Here is a 24,128-nt window from a genome sequence, read left to right as displayed (position 1 = left end):
ATTCTCCAATCATGATTAAAATCGGGAAAAATTCAGCCGTTACGCACTGATTAATGCAGTGCTCGATTCTCAGTAATTGCTGCTTTGCTCTTGATTTTGATGGCCCAGAGTAGTTAGCAAACTGCCCAACAAGCTGGAAGCCCCAAAACGAAAATGACGGGCATCAGCCCAATTGCCACCCATAATATGATCAGCTAACGCCAGATATTGCGCCGCCTCTTCAGCGGTACGCACGCCGCCAGCAGGTTTGAAACCAACCGTTTCACCCACTCCCATCTCATGAATCACCTTCATCATGATTTCAGCACTTGCCAATGTCGCGTTAACCGGCACTTTACCCGTAGATGTTTTGATAAAATCAGCACCCGCGTTGATTGAAATTTCAGACGCCTTACGGATCAGAGATGCTTCTTTTAGTTCACCGGTTTCGATAATGACTTTTAGCAACACACCCGCTTCCGCACAAGCGGCTTTACACGCTTTCACCATGTCAAAACCAACTTGTTCATTGCCGGCCATCAATGTACGGTATGGGAAAACCACATCGACCTCATCAGCGCCATAAGCGATAGCCGCACGGGTTTCAGCTAAAGCGATGTCAATATCGTCATTACCGTGTGGGAAGTTTGTCACTGTTGCAATGCGGATTTCAGGTGTGCCCTGTTCACGTAATACCTTACGCGCCAGAGGAATAAAGCGAGGGTAGATGCAGATAGCCGCGGTATTACCCGCCAGGCTTTTCGCCTGATGACAAAGCGCCGTCACTTTTTCATCTGTATCATTATCATTGAGTGTCGTTAAATCCATCAAACTCAGCGCACGCTGCGCTGCTGCGGTTAAATCGGTCATAAAACTCTCCAACGTTATTATCGCGGCTCGCTTCTGCTAGAGCCACACTGCTGTTAAACGATTGTTTGTTGGCGAGCGGACTTGGTTCCCTGAAGATGTCGCAATAGTATGCCTACAGCGACGATTGAATTCCTTTTCACCGCACTATGCTCTCTCCGGCTTATGGTCCTTAATGCGAGCCTCGCCTTGATCCTTGAAATTCGGCATATCTTATATTTGAACATTTCAACGTTCAAAAAATTGTGCCAAAAATCACACTAATTACATGTAATTTGCAAGACAATAATTTCAAATGTGATTTTTATCACATAAAACTATATTTATCGTGGGATTTACCGGCAAATCCAACTTGCTTATCATCAAATAATACACGACAAAAAATATAACTCACGAATTAAGGATCAACCGGTAGGAAAACAGATTGCAGGCGGGATTATCCCACCTGCCTATTTCAACAACGTTACAGAGCCAGGAAGAAACCGGCGATAGTTGCACTCATTAAGTTAGATAGTGTGCCCGCCATAACGGCTTTCATCCCCAAACGAGCAACATCCCCACGACGGTTAGGCGCCATACCGCCCAGACCACCTAGCAGGATAGCGACGGAAGAAAGGTTAGCAAAACCACACAATGCGAAGGAGATAATCGCTTTGGTGTTATCTGACAACACCTGCAAGCCCGCAGCCGCAACTTCATCATCCGGTTTCAAATACTCACCGAAATTCATAAAGGCGACAAATTCATTCACAACCAGTTTTTGACCGATGAAAGAACCCGCAACTGTTGCTTCATTCCACGGCACGCCAATCAGGTAAGCAATCGGCGCACAAACCCAACCCAACATCAGCTCAAGAGAAAGTTGTGGATATTTAAACCAACCACCGATACCACCGAGAATACCATTTAACAATGCAATCAGGGCCACAAACGCCAATAACATCGCACCGACGTTCAAGGCTAATTGCATACCAGAAGCGGCGCCAGAGGCGGCTGCATCAATGATGTTAGCAGGACGTTCCTCTGCCGCAACCAGTGACATTGCATCAACGGTATCAGATGTTTTTTCAGTTTCAGGCACCATCAATTTAGCGAACAACAGGCCGCCTGGCGCCGCCATAAAGGAAGCTGCGATCAGATATTCCAAAGGAACACCCATTGATGCATAGCCAGCCAGTACCGAACCCGCAACGGATGCCAAGCCGCCACACATGACCGCAAACAGTTCAGATTTAGTCATGGTAGCAATATAAGGGCGAACAACCAGCGGCGCCTCAGTTTGGCCCACGAAAATATTCGCTGTCGCAGACAAAGATTCTGTACGTGAAGTGCCGAGAATCTTTTGCAGACCACCACCCAATATTTTGATCACTAGCTGCATAACACCGATGTAGTACAACACAGCAATCAATGAAGAGAAGAAAACAATAATAGGCAGTACACGCAGGGCGAAAACAAATCCCCCGCCGCCAAACAGTTCAAACATTTTGGGGGAAACTAATCCACCAAAAATGAAATCCATTCCTTGTTGACCATACTGGATAACACTGGAAACTCCCTCAGACATACCCATTAATATTTTCTTACCTGCGGGAACATAAAGTACGAAAGCGCCAATAGCGACCTGAATCAAAAAGGCGCCAACGACAGTACGAAGTTTAATAGCACGATAATTACTGGAAAAGAGTACTGCGATCAAGATCAGCACTGCCATCCCGACCAGGCTCATAAGGAGTTGCATTGGAAGAATCCCTGTTCACTTAATAATAAATTAAATATGTCAGTTGAACGTAAATCGTTCACTGACGATGAGTCGGCGCTGATTATACTCAGTCATCGGAATGAACAAGCTATTGACATCACAAATATCTACAGAAAAAAGCAATAAAAAAATGATAAATGTGATGTAAATCACATAAAATTACAAAGATAATCTGCAATAGATAATCTAATCTTGGAATGGCAAAATAATCAACAATTAAGAAATAATTATCAGGTAAGCGCAATTAAAGTGTGGTGGTTATGATCCGCAGACAACCAATCTGCTATATATATTCACATCTATAGATAAGCAGCGAAGTAATGTTTCAAAGATAAATCTAAGTAAATAAGCTCATGTCTAAATTACGAGTCATTCCTCTATGGAGATAGCAATTTATTTTCAAATAACCATTAAACAATCGTGCAAGAATAATTAACTTAATAACATCCAACCTACAACGGTTAATAAATTCCCATTAACGCCTTAGATACTAATATTTAGTTATTCTTCTACTGCATTTCAACTATACTAACAGATAACAGAAGACATATTACACCTTCAAGTAGGTGAAAATAATGAAAGCTAATATTCTAGAAGAACATCTGAAAGAGTTTTTAAAACATCGACTCGCAAACTCTAATGATAACGCCCATGATATTGGGCATCTGATCCGTGTCGCAAATAACGCGAAAAGAATCATGGAGAAAGAAGGAGGTGATCCTTTAGTTATCATTGCCTCAAGTTATTTACATGACATCGTGTCATTACCAAAGAATCATCCAGAGAAAAAACAGTCCTCAAAACTTGCAGCACAGGAAGCCATCAGGATTCTGTCTACAGAATTTCCAGCATTCCCAAAAGAACTTTATAGTTCGGTAGAACACGCAATTCTAACCCATAGCTACAGTGCAAACTTAACTCCAGAAACCATAGAAGCCAAAATACTCCAAGATGCAGACCGATTGGATGCATTAGGCGCCATTGGACTCGCCAGAGTATTTTACATAGCGGGTATGCTCGGCCAAGGGCTTTTTCATCATGATGATCCCTTTGCACTTAATCGCCCTTTGGATGACAAATCCTATACAATCGATCACTTTCAGACAAAGCTACTTAAGCTCCCTGGAAAAATGAACACCACAGAGGGCAAGAAGCTCGCACAATCGAACGCCCAATATTTGATTGACTTTTTAAGCAAACTATCGAGCGAAATTAAAGGCGATGTGGATTAAATTTTTGATCAATATTTCTATCGCTCTTGTGGGAATAAGTTATCTACCATGAAATCGACAAAAACTTTAACTTTAGGTAGGACCCAGCGGTTAGACGGCCATAGAACACGGAAAGTACTCGACGTATCAGACCATTTATCCAATACGGTCAATAACGTACCGTCAGCTAATGCTTGCTTAACAGTAAAATCAGGCAAACAGGCGATGCCGTGGCCTTGAAGCGCCATGTAAAGTAGTGTTTCGATATGATTGCAGGTCATCTTTGCTTGAAGATGTATATCTACTCCAGATTCTCCTAAGCATAGCGGCCATTTCTCCAAAAGATTTGTCGTTGGAAACCGGTGCATTAAGCATGCATGATGGAGTAAGTCTTTCGGTTGTGATGGCTTACCGTATTGTGCAAAGTAACTGGGAGCGCCAACATATAAAAAACGGCTAGATCCGATACGTTTGTTCATCAAGCGTGAATCATTGAGTTCTCCCGTTCGCACCACAGCATCAAACCCTTCATCAATGACATCAACGAGTCGATCACTAAAGTCCAAATCCAATTCTATTTGTGGATAACGCACAGTAAAGGCTGACAATACGGGTAGCATCAGGCTGCTGACTAGTGGCAGACTCACCCGCAAACGGCCTTGAGGCGCAGAGATAGAACTCAATAATTCGTTTTCTGCCGAGGTGATTTCGTCCAAGATACGTTTGCAACGTTCAAGGAATAGAGTGCCTTCCGACGTTAAACTGACGCTACGAGTGCTGCGTTGGAGCAGACGTACCCCCAATTTCTCTTCTAACCGGGAGATGCTTTTACTGATAGACGAAGGGGATAGCCCAAGTTGATTGGCTACGGCTGTGAAGCTACGAGCTTCGGCTACACGAATGAAAATCATGAATCTACTCAAACTATTCATCTGGGTTTCCTGGGCTTTTTTAGATCACAATTAATGACAAAATAGTCACTTCAGAAATGATTATAGGCCTATTTATCTGCCATTAGTGAATCTGTAGTATGAAATAAAATACATCTTGCTCTAGCTGCTATACAGCGACAAGCCACACGTACTCAGGGCAGAAAATCGAAATGGTGATGAAATCTCAAATAAATATAGGATCAAGCGCAAATAAAGCACCGCTGGTCTTGACTGCCTGTCTTACCGCCGCTGTTATTCCTTTGAGCATTGCAGGACCTGCGGTCGTGGTGCCTTCAATCAACAAAGCGCTTGGTGGAAGCGCAGTAGAACTCAGTTGGATAATTAATGCTTATATTCTTACTTACGGCAGTGCAACAATGGCTGCGGGTAGCTTAGCCGACACTCACGGACGCAAGAAACTCTGGCTATTCGGTTTATTTCTCTTTGCTGTTGTTACTGCGGCGATACCTTATATGCCGTCCGTTTTTTGGGTTGATATTTTACGGCTTATACAGGGATTGGGAGCAGCGGCGGCCTTTGCCGGTTCAATGGCAGCATTGACTCAAGAATTTGATGGTCATCAACGTACACGCATTTTCAGCCTGATTGGCACAACATTTGGGGCCGGAGCAGCTTTTGGTCCCTTTTTGGCAGGACTGCTAATTGACTCGTTAGGATGGCCTTGGGTTTTTTGGCTACCTGCTTTGGTGGCATTAGTTGCCAGTATATTGGTGAGTATTTATGCACGAGAAACGCGCGATCCCGACGCAGAAGGGCTAGATTGGCCCGGCGCAATAACATTTACCTCATCTTTAGCCGCTTTTACTTATGGAATCATTCTGGCGCCTGAAAAAGGATGGGGAGACAGTACGGTACTGGCGACACTGATATGTTCCATTATTATTTTCATCATATTTATTATTATTGAACGACAGCGTTCAAGACCTATGTTAGATCTCTCGTTATTTGCCAATGCGCGCTTTGTCGGTGTGCAACTTCTTGCTATCGCGCCAGCGTATGCTTACGTTGTCTTGCTCGTTATATTGCCGGCACGTTTTATTGGTGTCGAAGGGTACAGCGCATTTGAAGCAGGCCAAATGATGATCACCTTGTCCGCACCTTTACTAATAGTCCCCTTTATTGCCGGTCAATTAGCTCGCTGGATTAATGTCGGCGTTATTTCAGGTATGGGGCTTATCATCGCCGCTGGCGGCTTATTCTGGCTAGGTTATGGGATTTCCGGCGCGACAACGGCGGAAAGATTATGGCCAATGTTGGTTATCGGAATTGGGATTGGCCTGCCTTGGGGATTGATGGACGGTTTGGCGGTGAGTGTCGTTCCTAAAGAGCGAGCGGGTATGGCGACTGGAATTTTCAATGCTGTCCGTTTAGCGGGAGATGGAATCGCATTGGCGGTGGTAGGCGCTATTCTCTCTGCGCGTATATCTTCAGGTTTAAGTACATTAAGCACTATTCCGGCTGATATTTTATCTGAAATATCCACACGGCTTGCAATGAGCGATCTAAGTAATGCGGTTGCCATTTTCCCTTCATTAGATCAATCATTGCTGCATAAAGTATACGAAGAAGCATTTCGATATCAATTCGTTGCACTTGCAGTAGCGGCAGCGATTACCGCAATGTTAGTGTTTATTTTATTGGGTAAAGTAAAATCTCACAGTGAAAGTAAATAGAAAAATAATTGATTTACAGTATACCCAATGGATTTCAAGATGCATCGCGACGGCAAAGGAACGAATTCCCGGGAGCATAGCTAACGATGTGACCGGAGTGAGTGCAGCCAACAAAGAGGCAACTTAAAAGAGGACGGATATAAATGGTTTTTCTATTCTCTGAGTATATTAATAAATGATCGCTTTTTTACAGAAGCGAATAATAATGAAACTAAAATAATTTATAATAATAACATTACTGAATATTCATTATTCTGTAATTTAAGAAATTTCTTTTATCATCAGGAGAAATGCCGACACTCTCTATTACCTTTGTAAACAGGGTGAAATTTCCCCGCACATTTCCTCACATTGGAAAAATAATAAAAAAACACTTTCAGGAGGATATTATCACACACCATTTTAATATTATTAAATAAAAAATTTAAAGTTTGGGTGTTTATCAACACAAGAAAAACCGAAGATATGACAACAACTTATTGTCATTCATTTAAAAATTACTATTTGAAGAAATTATCTTGTATTTCACAGGGGATTTTTAATATGAGCAAAAATATCGTTAGCGTACCCAAAGAGGCAGTTAGTATCGCATCTGGAAATTTTGAGACGTCTGAAATAATCGCTAAAAGAGCATCTATAAGATTAAACAGTCCAGGCAAAGAGTATAATTCTAAGCGTGAAGATTTAAATGGGCCAGTAATTTGGTTTGACACTGCAAAATTGTCAGCCCAGAGGCCAGACGATAGTATTTTCATCAGGGTCATAAATTCTCTTTATAGTGGTATAGTTTTATATCCAGATAATATCTCAACTTTCATTAATGCAATACCCAAAAGAATGCAAATAGTTCTGAAAGTGAGAACCCATGAAGAACTTAATAAATTTAAAGAGAGCGAACATTTCGCTTTATTTAAACCTTCTAATACAAACTCAAATAAATGTATTTGTTCCAATGACATAGCCACTTTGAAGAAACTTAAAGCAGAGTCTATTGCGACTTGTTATGAAAGTTATGTTGATGATCAAGATAGTCTTCTTAAAACAATCAATGAAGGAATGGAATTCAATTTTCTTTGGATTCTTTTTCGTGATCCAACCAATATTCCTCTTGAGCTGGTCATTGCATCATTACAGTCTACCGGAACTATTTTATTAAAAGAAATTAGCAATCCTGATGATGTCGATGATGCAATCGTCTCTTATGGCGTTATGGAATATGGCGCGGAAGGCGTTATTTTCTCACCCAATAAACATGATGTCATGAGCGACTTTATCGATCGTTTATCATATAACAAAAAAGAATCACTGCAACTACAAGTCGGAATCATTACAGAAAGTCGTCCTGTCGGTATGGGATATCGGGCTTGTATTGATACATCCACGTTATTCAGCGAGAACGAAGGCATGCTGGTAGGTAGTACTTCTCAAGGCGCCCTGTTGTGCTGCCCGGAAGTATTCTTTTTGCCCTATATGGAACTGAGACCATTCCGTATTAATGCCGGAGCAATACACGCCTATGTATATAACTTTAATAACCGAACAGATTATATGAGTGAATTAAAAGCCGGCTCATCAGTCATGGCGGTCAACTCAAAGGGTGAAGTACGGCATATAACGGTTGGTCGCGTAAAAATAGAACAACGCCCTCTTCGGTTAATTGAAGCAGAATTTCCAGGGAATAAACGGGTGAATGTTTTGATGCAAGATGATTGGCATGTGAGAATTTTTTCTAGCGAAGCAAAACCTTTAAACATCTCTGAACTTAAACCTGGAGACAAGGTGCTTGGTTATATTACAGAGCCTGGTCGTCATGTTGGCATTAAAATTAATGAATCTATTATTGAAAAGTAGGTGATGATTATGGGATACATCGGAAGAAAATTAAGAGAAAGCAGATTGTTATTTCCCAAATCAAGCCGAGGATTAATAGTGCCGATTGATCACGGGTTAACTATGGGGCCAATCTCTGGTTTACAAAGTGTTTATGCGGTTGAATCGTGGATCAATAGCAACTATGTGAGCGCTGTTCTGGCCCATAAGGGAATATTGGAAAAACTCATTCTGCGTGGAATGTTACGCCCTTCGACTGGTATTATTCTTCATATGAGCGGCATGCCAACGATATCAGAATCACCGGATACTAAAATATTAGTGGCGAGCATAGAAGCTGCTCTTCAACTTGGTGTGGATGCTGTTTCTATACAGGTAAATTTCACTGAAACAAATTTCGAACATAATTTATCTATATTGGGATCTGTCACAGACATCGCGCATGAAGCGGGGCTTCCTGTACTCACAATGCTATATGACAAAGTTGTTTCCAAATCGTCAGAAATAAAGATGGAAAGGCTGCACCATCTTATAAGGATTGTCACTGAACTGGGATCTGATGCAATAAAAATAGGTTTCCCTGACTCTGAATCCGCTATTTCAGAAATCGTGGATCTTCATGGTTCTGATATTAAGATTTTCTTCGCCGGGGGAGAAAAAACGTCTGACGAAATACTGATTAATAATACCAAAGCCGCTATTTCGTCTGGAGCTTGCGGATTATGTGTTGGCAGAAATATTTTTCAAAATCTCAACCCACAATCCCTGCTTCACCATTTATATGAATGTATAAATTCAGAGTCAATATCTTTGGCTTGATAAAAGCCTGTATATCATAGATTTCACGCAGTTGAATATGACTAAAAGGGTTTATCATGGAACTCGTTATCAATACTCAAAACGAACCTAAAAAAGCAACAGGTTATTCTTTATCACCATTATGGGAAGACATTTTTTCTAAAGATGTATTGGAAGAAATTAATACCAATGTATTTTTGGCGGCTTGCCGTTCTGGGAAAGCCAACCAGAATTTACTAAGAAAATTCATGATCCAGCACCAGTACTATTCACAATATTTCACCAGATATCTGTGTTCGTTGATGGGAAACTTAGTTGATCAAAATGATTTTACGCTTCTTTCTCATAATTTGCTGGAAGAACTAACAGGAACTGATGCTGCAAAGATATCTCACGTAGAATTATATAAAAAGGCGATGGCGGCAATTAATGCGGTTCCTAAAAGTCACCCGATTCTTAGCAGCACTCAGCAATTGATTAACACTATGTTTGACCATTGCCGGAGTAATAATTCTTTAAAGGGACTCGCTGCGCTGTGCCTGGGTGCTGAGGCGATCGTGCCTTTAATTTATGGCCCAATTTTAGATGCATTGCGAGCAATGAAAGCGCCTGATGACGCATTGCATTTCTTCAAAATCCATGTTGAGGAGGATGAAGAGCATGCCATAGTGATGAGGAAAATTATTGATCGCATGATTGAAGGAAATCCTCGCGGAAAAGCAGAAGTTATGGCTTTTGGTGAAGAAGTAATACGTGTTCGGATGGCGATGCTAAATGAGATATATCAAAGTAATATCGGGATAGCTCCAAACGTAACGACCCTTTTATCTGAACGTGATTTAGTCTGTTTGCGTAATGATAACATGTTAGGTAGCGGTAATTTTCTCGACCGCTGTTTATCGCTAAGTCGTACCCCGACTGTGGATTTTATTTTTACAGATAAACCTATAACTATTGCCAGTCAACGTAATATCCAACAATTCAGCTTAGCTACCTTGGCAAATATTAGACGTGAGCTTGCGGGCTGGTATTTAGCTAATGGGATTAAAACCGGGGATGTGGTTGCTGTTTGTGTGCAAGATGGAATTAGTCCATTTCTGCATTACATTGCCATCACGAGTATTGGCGCAACAATTGCGTTAATTAATCCGGCGATGCCGTCGGATACCGGCATCGCTTACATCAAAGAGAACGGTTTTAATACACTCGTCACCGATGAATCTTCTTTTAATAATAATTCACTGATAAAGAGTTTACGGAATGCCGGTGATATATGTGAAATTCTCAATGTTTCAAATTTCAATACCGAGGTGGAATATAACTTGCCTTCCTGGCGGCCGTATATTCCGGTGGATACAACATTACTTATGTTGAGCCATACTTCTGGTACGACGGGCATACCCAAGGCAGTAAAATTTGAACATCGTCAATTCTTTATGGGAAAACGCGCCAGACTTGGGCGTTTTGTCGAATCACCAGATGAGCGTTTGCTGACCGTTTTGCCGCAGTCTCACTCCTCTGCTATTAGTCATCTTGAAACAGCGATATTGCACGGTCTCCCAACTTATGTACTCAGTAGCCAGGAGGGCGAACCGGTAAGGAAAGCGATAAAAGATTTTTCTCCTACAACGGTTGTTGCGTTTCCCAAAAGCTACGTTTCTTTGCTGGAGCGCGAGGTATCGTATGCTGAATTCCCGTCAATACGGCGATGGTTTAGCATGGGTGATGCAGCCCATCAGAGTCACATTAGCCGTTTACTGGTGGGTTCGCCGGGCGCACGTTTTATCGATGCATTTGGAAGTTCAGAGCTTGGTATGGCTCTGTTTCAAAGTGTATCCACGACAGATCGAATTGCACCGTCTCGTTCAATTGGGCGTCCCGTTGATATCGTTACAGCCAAAATATTGGACATGACTTCTGGTGATGAAGTGTCGCCAGGACGTGTTGGAGCGCTCGCTGTCTGTTCACCAACAATTACTTCTGGCTATTGGAAGCAGAACCAAAAAACCGCCGACGCATGGCGAAATGGGTATTTCTTGACCGGAGATATCGGATATTGCAAAGACAATGTTTTTTATCAAATTGATCGTGTGGTTGATGTTGTTCAAACCTCTGACGGCTCGTTGTATACCCTGCAACTGGAAGAGACGATACAGACAATCGAAAGTGTCTATGATGCAACAATTATAGGATTGAATTTACCCTGTGCTGAAAATGAAAAAATAACATTAGTCGCATTGGTTCTATTGAGTAAGAAATTAACGGAGGATGTCGATCTTGTTACAGACAAAACGCTTCATCTCATGCAGGAAAATAATGAAATAGGGAATGCTATTGGAGAATATATTGTTATTGTTGTTAATAGTTTCGATCAGATTCCCATTGGCGTAACCGGTAAGGTTTTGAAACGCAGATTAAGGGACCTTCTGCCTAAAATTCTTGAGGAATATGAAAGAAATAAAGAAATTCCAAATGGAATTTTAAAAATCATTCGCCATATACCCACTAATTAACATTAATAATAGTTAACATTAATAATAGAGAAGGTAAATTACAGTGAATGAAGATCTTTATGAAAAACCGGTTATCGACGCTATAAAACAAAAATTGATTCTCGCTGAGTCCTCCGATATTTCTGAGTTTGAATGTATGGGCAGGTTATTTAACATTCATAAAAATGTGTTCCCTCCCACTCATTTCCAATCCACCGGTATTTTTACCCGGAATATTCCTTATGCACGAAATAGCTCTTTTTTGGAGTTAGGCTGTGGTGCGGGAGTGACAGCTATTACAGCGGCGCTAGCAGGATGTTATCCCGTTGTTGCTTCTGATATTAGCGAAGAGGCAGTGAAAAACACCTTATTTAATGTGACCCGGCATCGGGTAAATAATTTAATTTCTGTCAGGCATGGAGATTTATTTGACATATTAAAAGATGGTGAAAGTTTTGATATTATTTTCTGGAACTCTAATTTCTTATTTGTTTCTGAAAATTACACTTTTAAAGAGGAAATTTATCACGCATTTTACGACCCAGGATATATAACCCATAAACGTTTCCTGCAAGAAGCAAGAAAATATCTTAATCCTCAAGGGAAGATACTCATCGGGTTTAGCAGCCAGGGAAATGAAGCCGCATTTAGTGAGTTACTCACAGAACACGGCTACAACTATTTTGTTTTATATGAGGAACAAGGAACAGGTGAAAATGCACAGATATATAAAATCTTTCAACTGACATCTTTAATCTAAGTCGTTAATTGCCACGGGTCATGATTAAGGAGGGTTAATTTTGACTTTAGAAAATGAATCTCCAGTAGCCATCGTCGGCGGCGGACCCGTTGGCTTAATGCTGGCTTTATTTCTGGATTTATACGGTATTCGTTCGGTTATTTTTAATTTGGACGAGGAAACCCGATGGCATCCTAAGGGTAATACCCATAATGCTCGCACGATGGAACATTATCGTCGTTTAGGGATATCTCAAGCTATTCGGGCATTAGGATTGCCAAAAGAGTTTCCGCTGGATGTGTCATATTTTACCCGGCTTAATGGATGGGAACTCGCTCGTATCAATATGCCGTCAGGAATACAGAAAATATCCAGGCTCCAACATGCTATTTCGACCGATCCCGTTCCAGAACCCTTGATGCGGGTCAACCAAATGTATGTTGAAAAGTTTTTACTACAACATGCCCGTAGTCGTCCAAATATCACCATGAAATATGGCTGGCGCGTTAAAGATTTTATCCAGCTTAAAGATGACGTAAAACTTTATGCAGAGTGTATTCAGGGAAAACATCCCGATGAAGTCTGGCACACAAGCTATATGATTGGCTGCGATGGTGGACAAAGTTTTGTTCGTTCCAAGCTTGGTATCGCATATGAAGGAACGGTTGAAGCTAAAATAGGTTTTCTGACTGGCGGCATGATATCCAGTTATATCCGTATCCCTGGGCTTCACCAAGGGATATTAAAAGACAAAGAATCTTGGATGTACAATATCATCTGCCCGATGTTGAGAATGTTATTTATCAGCCTGGATGGCAAAGATGATTTTTTACTTATGACTCAAAGTGAACATGGAAAGGTTATCAATGAGTCAGAATTAATTCGTATGGCTCAGGCAGGAATAGGCTCAGATCTCGAAGTATCCGTTCTGAGTAATTCGGTATGGAAAGGTGGCGTGGCGCTTGTCGCTGAAAGATTCTCTGACGGAAAAATATATTTAGCAGGCGACTCCGCTCATTTATTTTCGCCTACCGGCGGCTTTGGCATGAATACTGGCATTGATGATACGAGTAATTTAGCCTGGAAACTTGCTGCGTCTATCAAGGGTTGGGCAGGTAATGCGTTAATGGATTCTTATGAAAGCGAACGCCGCCCAATTGCATTGAGAAATACCGCTGCCGCACGTTTTTTAACGCAGCGGGTCTCATCATTATCCATACCGACAAATCTAGAAGATGCAGATTCCGCAGGGAATTTGGCCCGCAAAAAAATGGGGATTGAGCTAAGTACTTTCCGCAGTCAATTTTCTTCTATCGGTGTTGAACTTGGCGCCAGATATGACCATTCTCCCCACATTATTAATAGTGCGCCAATACCGGATGATGACTTTATCCATTATCAGCCAAGTCATGTGCCAGGAGGCCGATTGCCGCATCTGTGGCTCACACCGGTTCCTGGAGCAAAAATATCGCTATTCGATATTTTAGGCACTGGCTTTAGCTTACTTCGGGTAGGGGCTTATTTCCCAGAGGTATCTGAACTATTAGATCAGGCATATCAACGTAAAATTCCGATCAAGATTATTGATCTTTCCGGTAGTGATGCCTGGCAATTGTATCAAGCAAGGCTCCTTTTAGTACGTCCCGACCAATATATTGCCTGGAAAGGCGATAAGGTTCCTAACAATATAGGTTCAATACTGGATAAGATTATAGGTAAATAAGAGATGATTTTCCGGGGATATGGGTATTAACATGAATTAAATACGGAACACAATATTATGATTGAGACAGATGTTCTTATCGTAGGTAGTGGCCCTTCTGGCTCCGCAGCAGCTTTGTTTCTGAGTAGTTATGGGATTAATACAATGGTCATCACTAAACATCGGTGGTTGGCTAATACACCTCGTGCACATATAACAAATCAGAGGACAATAGAAATATTATCGGAGTTTGGTGTTGGTGATGAATTAATGGCAAGCTCAGTACTAAATGAGATAATGGGCAATAGTATATTCTGCGAGACGTTGGCAGGAAACGAGATTGCGAGAATAAAATCATGGGGAGCGCATCCAGAACGTTTAAGTGATTATAAAATAGCGAGTCCATTTAGTATCTGTGATATACCGCAAACTTACCTTGAACCGATATTGATTGGCCGTGCTATTAAAAATGGAGCACATGTTAAATTTTCGTCAGAATATATACAAGCCACACAAGATAAACAGGGTATTACGGTAACGGCTTTTGATCGCTTAGAAAAGCGGGAGTACCAAATACGGACTAAATATCTTATTGGGGCTGATGGCGCCAGAAGTAAAGTTTGTTCCGATGCACAACTGCCGATGAAAGGCGAATTGAATCTTGCTGGCTGTATAAATATTTTCTTTGATGCTGATCTATCTGCTTTAGTTTCTCATCGGCCCGGCGCGTTATTTCTCATTTTCAATAATGAAGCTATTTCTGGTGGAATTGGCCTGGGTGCATTAAGAATGGTGCGTCCGTGGAAAGAATGGCTGGGAGTATGGAATTACGACATCACCCAACCGCCGCCCATAATTACCGAGAATGATGCGGTCAATATTCTTAAAAAGCTTATCGGCGATTATGATGTGGATATAGATATTAAGTCAATATCGACCTGGACGGTAAATAATATGTATGCGGAGGAGTATTCTAATCAACGAATATTTTGTGTTGGCGATGCGGTTCATCGGCATCCACCCAATAATGGGTTGGGATCTAATACCTCAATTCAAGATTCTTATAATTTATGTTGGAAACTTGCCTATGTTCTCAAACATTATGCAGGACAGGAATTGTTAAAAACTTATAGTCAAGAGAGAGTTCCAGTAGGAAAAGCGGTTGTTGCCCGAGCAATGCAAAGTATAAGTGAAAGCCAAGAACTGAGTCTTTCATTAGGGTTGGATAAACCTACAGTCTCTACCGCAGAATTTCTTTCCTCTGATGAGGATATTGGCATAACGAGAAGGAGTAGATTTTATAAGGCATTAAGATTAAAGAACTATGAGCTTAATGGGCATGGAGCTGAGCTAAACCAATGTTATAGATCGGCGGCTATTTTGAGCGAAAGAGTTTCTAACGAAGAAGAAAAAAGTGACGATCTATTTTTCATGTATCACTCTACATTTACACCTGGCGCACGAATTCCACATGTTTGGTTAAGCCAAAAGGGAAAAATTATATCTTCAATTAATTTAGTTGGTCATGGGAAATTTTCATTGTTCACCGGAATAGCGGGAAAGAAATGGATTTCGGCAGTAGAAAAATATAACCAAGAACATGCTTGCAAAATAAATGCATATATTATTGGTCCTGGCGAAGAAATTAACGACATTTATGGTGATTTTTATGGTCGCTGTCATTTTGATGAAAACGCCTGTGTTCTTGTCAGACCTGATGGACATATCGCATGGTATTGCCGGGATAATAGAGAGCATGATAAACGCCTGGCAGAAGATATGGCTAAGTTACTTTTAAAATAAAGTGTTTTTAACGTTATCTCAAAATAGCAAAAAATGCAAATTTTGGAATAAGAGGCGATATTAGAGGTAATTATGGTGAAAATGAATCATTTCTCCTCTGGAGATTTTAATAAAGTTCCTGATGAATTAATTGAAGATAAACCAAAGCAATTAATTCATGAAAATGTATTAAATTCTGAAATTAGCCAAGATTTGAATTTCTCAAATGAAAGACGTCATAAAGTGGCTATGGTTAATTTACCCAGTAAAGTTTTGAGTATGACATTAGGAGGATTACAACCTGGAGAATCCACGCGTAAACACAGACATAGCTATGAAACGATCATCTATATCGTGAATGGAGAGGGATATTCATTAATTGGCGAGCAACATGTTTCATGGAAAGCCGGTGACGCGATATATGTGCCTGTATGGGCATGGCATCAACATATAAATAGCAGTGTCACTGATGAGGCTCTCTATATTGCATGTGAGAATGCACCCATGTTGCAAAACTTGGGGCTTGCAGTTCGTGAAGAACTTTGAATTTAGCAGGATATACATCAATTAAAAGCCTATCCCAGTAGGCATTTTTTAAGAGGAATGAAACAATCATGTTTAGACTATCGGGGAAATATACCTTAATTACCGGAGGAACAACCGGTATTGGTTTCGAAACGGCAAAAAAATTCCATGCTGAAGGAGCTAATGTTGCAATTACTGGAAACAATCCAGAGACATTAGATTTTGCCCAGAGATTCTTTGGCAAAGATGTTTGGGTTATACCCAGTGACGCAGGGTCTTTGGCATCACAAGTAATCTTAAGGGATACAATTAAAGAGCGCTGGCCGCAGATTGATGCGCTTTTTCTTAATGCCGGAATTGTGACGAGTCATAAATTAGAAGAAGAAAGTGAAGAGGGTTTTGATCGCCTCATGTCGATTAATTTAAAAGGGCCGTTTTTCCTCTTACAATCCATGCTCCCTCTTCTTGCGAGACCATCTTCCATCATTCTGTCCGGCTCAGTCAGTGGTCATATCGGTAAAAGTGGAACAAGTGCGACTTATTCAGCAAGCAAGGGGGCTTTATTAGCTATGGGACGTGCTTTAGCTGCGGAGTTCGTAGATCGTCAGATTCGAGTTAATAGTATTAGCCCCGGCCCAATAATGACTCCGGCATTCGACAAACTAGGGATAAACAATACTCAACGTGTATATCAGGAAGTGAGCGCTATGATTCCAGCCGGACATCTAGGAACCCCGGCGGATGTCGCAGATGTGGCCGTTTTCCTCGCTTCAGATGAGTCTAAATTTTTGTTGGGAACTGACATTATTATCGATGGCGGTATGGTTAATATTTAAGTAAAAGCAGATTTTACGAATAACTGTACCGTTGGTTTATGCAATCCACGAATAAAATTTCTCAAGATTATTTGGAAAATGGACGGCGCCTCAAACGTTGAGCAACTAAACTCACGGTTGGGGTACCGTTTTTTTAATTGCATATACCCGTTATCTTTCAAGTCGCCTCTTTGTTGGCTGCACTCGCTCACCCCGGTCACATGCTCCAGGGGATTCACTCCCTTGCCGTCGCGATGCATCTTGAAATCCATAGGTATATATCATAGCTTCGACGCCTTGAGTGTTAATCCGCCATCATTTTATCCAATTTCAGTTAACCACACCTTTGCTAACGATGGTTAAAATCACTCTATAAATCATATAACCAATCGAAACAATTCAATACTGTTATGATAAAGTTGGTTAGCAATTTCATCAGGAGATTCGCAACGAAGCTCACATAACGAAGCAAAAACTCCGGCAATTTTTTCCGGCCGATTAGGCTCTCCCTGAAAGCCGAAAAGCGGCATATCCGGGGCATCGGTTTCCAACACAAGGGACGTTAACGGCAGCTCCGCCATTACGCGACGTGTTTTCTGTGCTCTTTCATAAGTAATGGTTCCCCCTATCCCAATGTAATATCCCAAACTGATAAAAGCCTCTGCCTGCGATAAGCTACCCGCAAATCCGTGTACTACACCGGTACAGGGAAGGTTGATTCTTCTGAGGATCGCGGCCAGTTGATCATGGCTTTTTCGGGAATGAAGGATAACCGGTAATTCATACTGTTTTGCTAACCGCAATTGAGCACATAACAATGCTTTCTGTTTTTCAAACTGCGGTTCAGCCATATAGAGATCGAACCCAATCTCCCCAACCGCCACCAGCTTTTCATGTTTCTGTTGCAGAAATTGTTCCAGATCCGCAAGATGCGCCTCCTGATGTTGATCGATATAAAGAGGATGCAAACCCAACGCAGCATAAATCGCTGGATAAGAATGAGCCAATTCAGATACCCGCTGCAAATTTGCCCTACTGATAGCAGGAACAATAATTTTATCCACACCAACCTGTGCCGCTCGTTGCAGGCTCTGCGGTTCATCACCACGAAACGGCGGGAAATCAAAATGGCAATGGGTATCAATAAACATGAAACTATCCGTTATTAATCTTGTTCTGACGATGCGGCTAAGGCGGTCGGTAACGCAACCAATGTCCTGTTTTCTTCGTTCTGGCACAAAGTGCTACCGCTTAAATGGTCGTTGTTATCCTGAGTAAGGGTAAACTTATTACCAATAAATAAGTGACCAACTGTCTCCAGGAAATAACGCCCACAACGACGCCCAAGGTAATAATCCCTATTCAGTGCCGGCAAACGGCTACCTAATGCACTGCTAGTTAAGGGAGCTGGCGGGTAGATCTCAAAAATCTGTACATCATCAGGTGGATTTTCAATAAATTTCTGGATGCGGTGGTAGCTTTTCGCATGTTGTTGTAGCATCCGTACCATCTTTTGCAAACCACTATCTCCCAACCAACGTTCCATTCGTTGCACCCAATCAGGTGTGTAATAGAGCTGTGAAGGGACTGTGCGGATTACCACTATGGTATCAGCACCACGCCGATACGCCTCTTCTACTGGAATAGCATCACTGATGCCGCCGTCATAATAAACAACATCATTGATCGTCACGCCATTGCGATAAAACCCAGGAATGGCGCTTGATGCCTTAATCACTTCCAGCCAGTTATTCTCATCAGGCTGGAAATAGGTAGGTTCAAAATTATCTGAACGACATGCACACGTATAAAATTCACATCCTGCTGCAAATTTACGTAAAGCTGTCGGGATATCCAATGGCAGATCCTGAAAAGCGGTCTGCACAAACCAATCTAAATCAACTAAATGACCACCACGTACAAAACGCAAAGGGTTAAAGAAAGCTGGATTGGTTGTATAGCGACTGATAGCACGCCGGGCATATCCACGCTGCCCACAAATATAAGCTGAAAGGTTCTGAGCGCCTGCCGAAGTACCAAGCAGTAGATCAAATGGGTTGAATTCAACACGCATAAATTCATCCAGCACACCTGCGGTAAAAATGCCGCGTTGCCCTCCACCTTCACAAACAAGCGCAACCTTTCCAGATTTAATAGATGACTTATATTTATAGGATAATAGATCAATATTTCCCAACGTTATCGGTATACGTTTCCCCACACAGCCCCCAAGAAAATAAATGACGGATAGAGAGCATAACTTGGAAAGTTATTATCCGTCATTATATTATGGTGCTACATAGTCAATATTTTGACAAAAATACCCCTGGTGAGGGCGCATATCCGATTAGTGCTATTCGATTAGTACAACATAAAATTATTTGAATGGAAAACAACCACTCAATTAACAAAATATATTATTTTTTTATGGTCAGACCATTTTGAATCGACTTGACCCCTTTCACTTTAGAGATAATCTCTATAATTTCTCTGGATTGTTTCTCGCTTTTCACAAAACCAGAAATATAAACGACTCTCCCCTCTGTTTTTACTGAGATATCACTACTGTTGATCCCTTTTGCCGCCAACAACTCACTTTTAATCTTCGCTGTGGTAGCACTGTCACCCATATAACCATCGATGTTTTTCATTGAATCATCGATTTTCTGACCAGCACTGTCGAGTGCTTGTGTCGCTTTATTTTTAAAAGACTCCTCCGCCAGTACGCTATTGCTAACTAAAGTGGTCCCCAAGGCAATAGCCACCAACAAGTGAGCCAATTTAACATTCTTCATTCTATACCTTCCTTAATTGTCGGTTAGATTTCTGAATCTATAAAGCCATTCAAGCTGTCTTTACACATCTCTTTGCATAACATAACCTAAGTCATCTAAACAGAATCACAATCCTCGTTAGCATTAGAAAATAGGTTATTCCTTCCAATAAAATCAGAAAATAAAAACAGCAATACAGTAAAGACCAGGGAAATAATAACAGGAAAATAAAGCAAAGCGCTATAAAAGTAAGTCGGATCTTGCCGACTAAATTATAAATTATTCTTGTGTTACATATATTTTTGTAAAGAAAAAGGCTAACTCATTGTTAGCCTTAAAAATATTAATGTTCCCGCGTTTTACGGAAATTGACGTCAGGATAACGCTCACCTGTCAGATTTAGGTTAACCATCGTTGGAGCAATATAGGTCAGGTTGTCACCACCATCGAGCGCCAGATTTTGCTCATTCTTACGTTTAAACTCTTCCAGCTTCTTCGCGTCATGACACTCAACCCAACGCGCCGTTGAGACATTTACCGGTTCATATAAAGCTTCAACGTTGTATTCGCTTTTTAAACGGGCAACAACTACATCAAACTGGAGAATACCAACGGCTCCCACAATCAAATCGTTATTTGTCAGTGGACGGAATACCTGTACAGCGCCTTCCTCAGATAATTGGACCAATCCTTTCAGGAGTTGCTTCTGTTTCAGAGGATCACGCAAGCGAATACGACGGAATAATTCTGGAGCAAAGTTAGGAATACCGGTAAATTTCAGATCTTCCCCTTGAGTAAAGGTATCACCAATCTGAATTGTCCCGTGGTTATGCAAACCGATAATATCTCCCGGATAGGCATGATCCACATGAGAGCGATCGCCCGCCATAAATGTCAGCGCATCAGCAATCACCACATCTTTCTTAATTCTGACCTGATGCAGCTTCATGCCTTTTTCATATTTACCGGATACAACACGCAAGAAAGCCACGCGGTCACGGTGTTTAGGGTCCATATTGGCCTGGATCTTAAAGATAAACCCGGTAAATTTATCTTCCTGAGCGGAAACTTGGCGAACATCTGTCTGACGCGGCATTGGCGCAGGCGCCCATTTCACTAAACCATCCAGCATGTGATTAACGCCGAAGTTACCTAACGCAGTACCGAAAAATACCGGTGTCAGTTCACCTTGCAAAAATGCCTGATGATCAAACTCATGGGAAGCCCCCTGCACCAGTTCCAGTTCCTGACGCAATTGTTCAGCCAAATCTTCACCAATCGCGGCATCCAGTTCAGGATTATCCAGCCCCTTAATTGCGCGGACTTCCTGAATCGTATGCCCTTTTCCGGTCTGATACAGGTAAGTTTCATCAAGATAGAGATGATAAACCCCTTTAAAAGACTTACCGCACCCAATCGGCCAGGTAATCGGACAACAAGCGATATTCAACTCATTTTCCACTTCATCCATCAGTTCCATTGGATCACGGATATCGCGGTCAAGCTTGTTCATGAACGTTAGAATCGGAGTATCGCGCAGACGGGTCACTTCCATCAATTTACGTGTCCGATCCTCAACCCCTTTAGCGGCATCAATGACCATCAAGCAACAGTCAACCGCCGTCAATGTACGATAAGTATCTTCGGAGAAATCTTCATGCCCTGGCGTATCCAACAGATTAACCAGACAATCTTGATAAGGAAACTGCATCACAGAAGTGGTAATGGAAATACCACGCTGTTTCTCCATTTCCATCCAGTCAGATTTCGCGTGCTGGTTTGAACCACGACCTTTCACCGTACCGGCTTTCTGAATCGCCTGTCCAAACAGCAACACTTTTTCAGTAATTGTCGTTTTCCCTGCGTCAGGGTGAGAAATGATAGCAAAAGTTCGCCGTTTAGCGACTTCCTGCTGAAAAGGGGAATTTGACATCAATAACAATCTTCTGCTTTCTATACGGGCTTGTATTCAACATCAGACGTTTCCCCGCAAGGAAAACCGTTGCCAAACCCGTGGGTGAATGAAAAATTGGCGCTCATTTTCGCTGAAATTGGTGTTATAAACAATCAATCAATTTTATAGCACTTATTAGGCAAACAACGGCAACGCCATGATGATGGCATCTTCTTTACCTGTCGCAGTAGGATAGTAACGCTTACGGACAGAGACTTGGTTAAACCCTGATTGTTCATACAATCTAATAGCGGAATGATTCGATTGCCTGACTTCTAACCATAAGGTATTCACCCCTTTACCCGGCAGAATTGAGATTAAATATTCTAATAATGCTTTACCATAACCTTTACCTTGATAGTCAGGATGAACAGCAATATTAAACAAGGTTGCTTCATCTAATATCACTTGGGTTATCGCAAAACCAATAAGTTGTTCCTTAATCGCAAGCTTATAATTCAAATACCGCTCACCCTGATTGCTGAAAAATGTTTTTTCACTCCACGGGAACGCATGACTGGCTTTTTCCACCAAAAAAGCGGACGGGAGATCAGCGGGTACTAATAGAGAAATGTTGTTCATGTTGAGAAATCTGTCGCCAGAGAGAACGTTTTGCCTGTCCATCAAAATATAAATCATTTAATGCCGGGCTTCTCAAAGAAATTCCCGGCCATGATAGTGTAATATTCACTCCCAACAGCCAACATGGGCACTTAACCTGTTCCGGTAACATTGCAACATTATTTGCTGTAATGCAGTAAACAGAGGATTTATCCAGACCCATAGCAGTGAGAATATCTACTAATAATGAATGGGTTAAATCAATGTGGTCGTTGGTAATAATCAGCAGACGGGTGGTATCAGGTAAATGAACAGCTAATTCACCTTGCAAAACCGCCGGGTTACGTAAAGTCCATTGGGTAATCCCCAATTGAGCTAATAACCTGTCGCGCCGGGTTACCATATCTATTCACCTGCTGTAAGAAATAATCGGCAACATGTTATCAGAGGCCATGATCTGCGCCAATATTGGGTGTTAGATTTATCGTTCCCTGATACTTGGACACAGAACATGAAGGAGCTTATAGACAAATGTCTGCGTTAACCCCCGCCAGTGAAGTTATTTTGCGTCACCGTGAGCAATTTAGCTCTCATCACCTGCTCTTCGCCGGTGATATTCAGGATACACTGGCAACCCAAATTGATGCTGCCAGTGTGCGAGTGCACACTAACCAATATCATCACTGGCAATCACTGATCCGTACTTTAGGTGATCATGCCTGGTTTGGCCTGGTAGCCGAAAAAGCATTTACCCAGGGTTGTGACACCCTGATCTACTACTGGCCTAAAAGTAAGCAAGAAGCTCGCTTTCAATTACGCAGCCTGTTCTCTGTTTTGCCAAAAGGCATCAATATTTTCATTGTCGGAGAAAACCGTAGCGGAGTACGTAGTGTAGACAAATTGATGGAAGGCATGGCAACGTTTCGAAAAATCGACAGCGCCCGTCGTTGCAGCCTGTTCTACGGCCAGTTAGAACATGAAGTGCAGTTCGAACAGGATAACTGGTGGAACAGTTATCAGGTAGAAAACGTCATAGTGAATACGTTACCGGGTGTATTTAGTCAGGATGAGCTGGATGTTGGCAGTCGTTTATTGCTTTCTACTTTTGACAAACCTCTCTCTGGCAATTTACTGGATATCGCCTGTGGTGCAGGTGTTCTGGCAGCGGTATTGGGTAAGAAAAATCCTGAGTTAGCACTGACGCTCAGTGATGTTAATGCCGCAGCTATTGCCTCCAGTAAAGCAACCTTAAAAGCCAATAAACTGGAAGGTCATGTGGTTGTCAGTAACGTTTATTCCAATATTGAAGATAAATTCAACTGGATTATCTCTAACCCTCCTTTCCATGAAGGATTAAAAACCAGTTTATTGGCCGCCGATGATCTGATCCGCCAGGCTCCCAACCACCTCAAACCCGGAGGAAAATTGCGGATTGTCGCCAATGCCTTCCTGCCTTATCCCGATTTACTGGATAAAACGTTTGGCTCTCATGAAGTCATTGCTCAGACAGGGAAATTCAAGGTTTATCAGGCGACAAAAAAATTCTAATTGACTTATACCCTATGGGTTTCAAGATGCATCGCGACGGTAAGGGAGCGAATCCCCGGGAACATAGCGAACGATGCGACCGGGGTGAGCGAGTGCAGCCAACAAAGAAGCAACTTGAAAGATAACGGGTATATACCTGTCCTTGGTTCAAGGACAGGTTCAA

Annotated in this window: 20 protein-coding genes; 11 read left to right on the top strand and 9 right to left on the bottom strand. The window is 41.8% G+C overall.

Going from position 1 to position 24,128, the window contains the following annotated elements; translation table 11 throughout:
• Window positions 1-69: 69 nt before the first annotated feature.
• Window positions 70-849, bottom strand: a complete 780-nt coding sequence (gene deoC, locus OO184_RS09430) for a deoxyribose-phosphate aldolase (RefSeq protein ID WP_265378952.1) — start codon at window positions 847-849, stop codon at window positions 70-72.
• A gap of 460 nt (window positions 850-1,309) precedes the next feature.
• The gene (locus OO184_RS09425) at window positions 1,310-2,575 is read right to left on the bottom strand and encodes a NupC/NupG family nucleoside CNT transporter (RefSeq protein ID WP_265378967.1); all 1,266 of its coding nucleotides are present in this window, start codon (window positions 2,573-2,575) and stop codon (window positions 1,310-1,312) included.
• 608 nt (window positions 2,576-3,183) lie between these two features.
• Here OO184_RS09425 and OO184_RS09420 point away from each other — a divergent pair.
• Entirely contained in the window at window positions 3,184-3,840 is a 657-nt protein-coding gene (locus OO184_RS09420) for a phosphohydrolase (protein WP_265378951.1), read from the top strand.
• Between the two features lie 17 nt (window positions 3,841-3,857).
• Here the strand turns inward: OO184_RS09420 and OO184_RS09415 are convergent, their stop codons facing one another.
• Window positions 3,858-4,751: a LysR family transcriptional regulator gene (locus tag OO184_RS09415; protein ID WP_265378950.1), complete on the bottom strand. Its 894-nt coding sequence runs from the start codon at window positions 4,749-4,751 to the stop codon at window positions 3,858-3,860.
• A gap of 170 nt (window positions 4,752-4,921) precedes the next feature.
• Between OO184_RS09415 and OO184_RS09410 the strand changes: the two genes are divergently transcribed.
• The 9 genes from OO184_RS09410 (at window position 4,922) to OO184_RS09370 (ending at window position 17,149) form a co-directional block, all read left to right on the top strand.
• Window positions 4,922-6,445 (top strand): MFS transporter, encoded by a 1,524-nt coding sequence (locus OO184_RS09410; protein WP_265378949.1) that lies wholly within the window; start codon window positions 4,922-4,924, stop codon window positions 6,443-6,445.
• Window positions 6,446-6,988: 543 nt separating this feature from the next.
• Complete coding sequence (locus OO184_RS09405) at window positions 6,989-8,296, top strand: 3-dehydroquinate synthase II domain-containing protein (protein ID WP_265378948.1); 1,308 nt, start codon at window positions 6,989-6,991, stop codon at window positions 8,294-8,296.
• Window positions 8,297-8,374: 78 nt separating this feature from the next.
• Window positions 8,375-9,094 (top strand): class I fructose-bisphosphate aldolase, encoded by a 720-nt coding sequence (locus tag OO184_RS09400; protein ID WP_162202246.1) that lies wholly within the window; start codon window positions 8,375-8,377, stop codon window positions 9,092-9,094.
• Window positions 9,095-9,150: 56 nt separating this feature from the next.
• On the top strand, window positions 9,151-11,586 hold the full coding sequence (locus OO184_RS09395) for an AMP-binding protein (protein ID WP_265378947.1): 2,436 nt from the start codon (window positions 9,151-9,153) through the stop codon (window positions 11,584-11,586).
• 43 nt (window positions 11,587-11,629) lie between these two features.
• Window positions 11,630-12,325, top strand: a complete 696-nt coding sequence (locus tag OO184_RS09390; protein WP_265378946.1) for a methyltransferase domain-containing protein — start codon at window positions 11,630-11,632, stop codon at window positions 12,323-12,325.
• A gap of 40 nt (window positions 12,326-12,365) precedes the next feature.
• A complete protein-coding gene (locus tag OO184_RS09385) occupies window positions 12,366-14,027 on the top strand; it encodes an FAD-dependent oxidoreductase (protein ID WP_265378945.1) in 1,662 nt (553 codons plus the stop codon).
• 57 nt (window positions 14,028-14,084) lie between these two features.
• Entirely contained in the window at window positions 14,085-15,809 is a 1,725-nt protein-coding gene (locus OO184_RS09380) for an FAD-dependent oxidoreductase (protein ID WP_265378944.1), read from the top strand.
• Between the two features lie 72 nt (window positions 15,810-15,881).
• Window positions 15,882-16,334, top strand: coding sequence for a cupin domain-containing protein (locus OO184_RS09375; protein WP_265378943.1), 453 nt, complete (start codon window positions 15,882-15,884; stop codon window positions 16,332-16,334).
• A gap of 68 nt (window positions 16,335-16,402) precedes the next feature.
• Window positions 16,403-17,149 (top strand): SDR family oxidoreductase, encoded by a 747-nt coding sequence (locus tag OO184_RS09370; protein ID WP_049582867.1) that lies wholly within the window; start codon window positions 16,403-16,405, stop codon window positions 17,147-17,149.
• Between the two features lie 356 nt (window positions 17,150-17,505).
• Here the strand turns inward: OO184_RS09370 and OO184_RS09365 are convergent, their stop codons facing one another.
• The 6 genes from OO184_RS09365 to OO184_RS09340 form a co-directional block, all read right to left on the bottom strand.
• Window positions 17,506-18,279 (bottom strand): TatD family hydrolase, encoded by a 774-nt coding sequence (locus OO184_RS09365; RefSeq protein WP_265378942.1) that lies wholly within the window; start codon window positions 18,277-18,279, stop codon window positions 17,506-17,508.
• Window positions 18,280-18,293: 14 nt separating this feature from the next.
• Complete coding sequence (locus OO184_RS09360; protein ID WP_265378941.1) at window positions 18,294-19,349, bottom strand: patatin-like phospholipase family protein; 1,056 nt, start codon at window positions 19,347-19,349, stop codon at window positions 18,294-18,296.
• Window positions 19,350-19,545: 196 nt separating this feature from the next.
• Complete coding sequence (locus OO184_RS09355) at window positions 19,546-19,923, bottom strand: BON domain-containing protein (protein ID WP_088373612.1); 378 nt, start codon at window positions 19,921-19,923, stop codon at window positions 19,546-19,548.
• A 322-nt stretch (window positions 19,924-20,245) separates the two neighbouring features.
• Window positions 20,246-21,835: a peptide chain release factor 3 gene (gene prfC / locus OO184_RS09350; RefSeq protein WP_265378940.1), complete on the bottom strand. Its 1,590-nt coding sequence runs from the start codon at window positions 21,833-21,835 to the stop codon at window positions 20,246-20,248.
• A gap of 156 nt (window positions 21,836-21,991) precedes the next feature.
• Window positions 21,992-22,438, bottom strand: coding sequence for a ribosomal protein S18-alanine N-acetyltransferase (gene rimI / locus OO184_RS09345; RefSeq protein ID WP_265378939.1), 447 nt, complete (start codon window positions 22,436-22,438; stop codon window positions 21,992-21,994).
• Window positions 22,407-22,820, bottom strand: coding sequence for a DNA polymerase III subunit psi (locus tag OO184_RS09340; protein WP_265378938.1), 414 nt, complete (start codon window positions 22,818-22,820; stop codon window positions 22,407-22,409). Before OO184_RS09340 ends, rimI begins: the two co-directional genes overlap by 32 nt.
• A gap of 128 nt (window positions 22,821-22,948) precedes the next feature.
• On the opposite strand from OO184_RS09340, the gene rsmC reads away from it, so the two are divergent.
• Window positions 22,949-23,965: a 16S rRNA (guanine(1207)-N(2))-methyltransferase RsmC gene (rsmC, locus tag OO184_RS09335; RefSeq protein WP_265378937.1), complete on the top strand. Its 1,017-nt coding sequence runs from the start codon at window positions 22,949-22,951 to the stop codon at window positions 23,963-23,965.
• Window positions 23,966-24,128 lie beyond the last annotated feature (163 nt).

It is taken from the genome of Photorhabdus aballayi (assembly GCF_026153155.1).
In the GTDB taxonomy this organism is placed as follows: domain Bacteria; phylum Pseudomonadota; class Gammaproteobacteria; order Enterobacterales; family Enterobacteriaceae; genus Photorhabdus; species Photorhabdus luminescens.
This window is presented reverse-complemented; position numbering and strand designations above follow the sequence as displayed.

What these genes read in the sequence shown, in the direction of transcription:
- deoC (WP_265378952.1), bottom strand. Translation starts at nt 849, where the DNA reads ATGACCGATTTAACCGCAGCAGCGCAGCGTGCGCTGAGTTTGATGGAT.
- OO184_RS09425 (WP_265378967.1), bottom strand. Translation starts at nt 2,575, where the DNA reads ATGAGCCTGGTCGGGATGGCAGTGCTGATCTTGATCGCAGTACTCTTT.
- OO184_RS09420 (WP_265378951.1), top strand. Translation starts at nt 3,184, where the DNA reads ATGAAAGCTAATATTCTAGAAGAACATCTGAAAGAGTTTTTAAAACAT.
- OO184_RS09415 (WP_265378950.1), bottom strand. Translation starts at nt 4,751, where the DNA reads ATGAATAGTTTGAGTAGATTCATGATTTTCATTCGTGTAGCCGAAGCT.
- OO184_RS09410 (WP_265378949.1), top strand. Translation starts at nt 4,922, where the DNA reads ATGGTGATGAAATCTCAAATAAATATAGGATCAAGCGCAAATAAAGCA.
- OO184_RS09405 (WP_265378948.1), top strand. Translation starts at nt 6,989, where the DNA reads ATGAGCAAAAATATCGTTAGCGTACCCAAAGAGGCAGTTAGTATCGCA.
- OO184_RS09395 (WP_265378947.1), top strand. Translation starts at nt 9,151, where the DNA reads ATGGAACTCGTTATCAATACTCAAAACGAACCTAAAAAAGCAACAGGT.
- OO184_RS09380 (WP_265378944.1), top strand. Translation starts at nt 14,085, where the DNA reads ATGATTGAGACAGATGTTCTTATCGTAGGTAGTGGCCCTTCTGGCTCC.
- OO184_RS09375 (WP_265378943.1), top strand. Translation starts at nt 15,882, where the DNA reads ATGGTGAAAATGAATCATTTCTCCTCTGGAGATTTTAATAAAGTTCCT.
- OO184_RS09370 (WP_049582867.1), top strand. Translation starts at nt 16,403, where the DNA reads ATGTTTAGACTATCGGGGAAATATACCTTAATTACCGGAGGAACAACC.
- OO184_RS09365 (WP_265378942.1), bottom strand. Translation starts at nt 18,279, where the DNA reads ATGTTTATTGATACCCATTGCCATTTTGATTTCCCGCCGTTTCGTGGT.
- OO184_RS09355 (WP_088373612.1), bottom strand. Translation starts at nt 19,923, where the DNA reads ATGAAGAATGTTAAATTGGCTCACTTGTTGGTGGCTATTGCCTTGGGG.
- prfC (WP_265378940.1), bottom strand. Translation starts at nt 21,835, where the DNA reads ATGTCAAATTCCCCTTTTCAGCAGGAAGTCGCTAAACGGCGAACTTTT.
- rimI (WP_265378939.1), bottom strand. Translation starts at nt 22,438, where the DNA reads ATGAACAACATTTCTCTATTAGTACCCGCTGATCTCCCGTCCGCTTTT.
- OO184_RS09340 (WP_265378938.1), bottom strand. Translation starts at nt 22,820, where the DNA reads ATGGTAACCCGGCGCGACAGGTTATTAGCTCAATTGGGGATTACCCAA.
- rsmC (WP_265378937.1), top strand. Translation starts at nt 22,949, where the DNA reads ATGTCTGCGTTAACCCCCGCCAGTGAAGTTATTTTGCGTCACCGTGAG.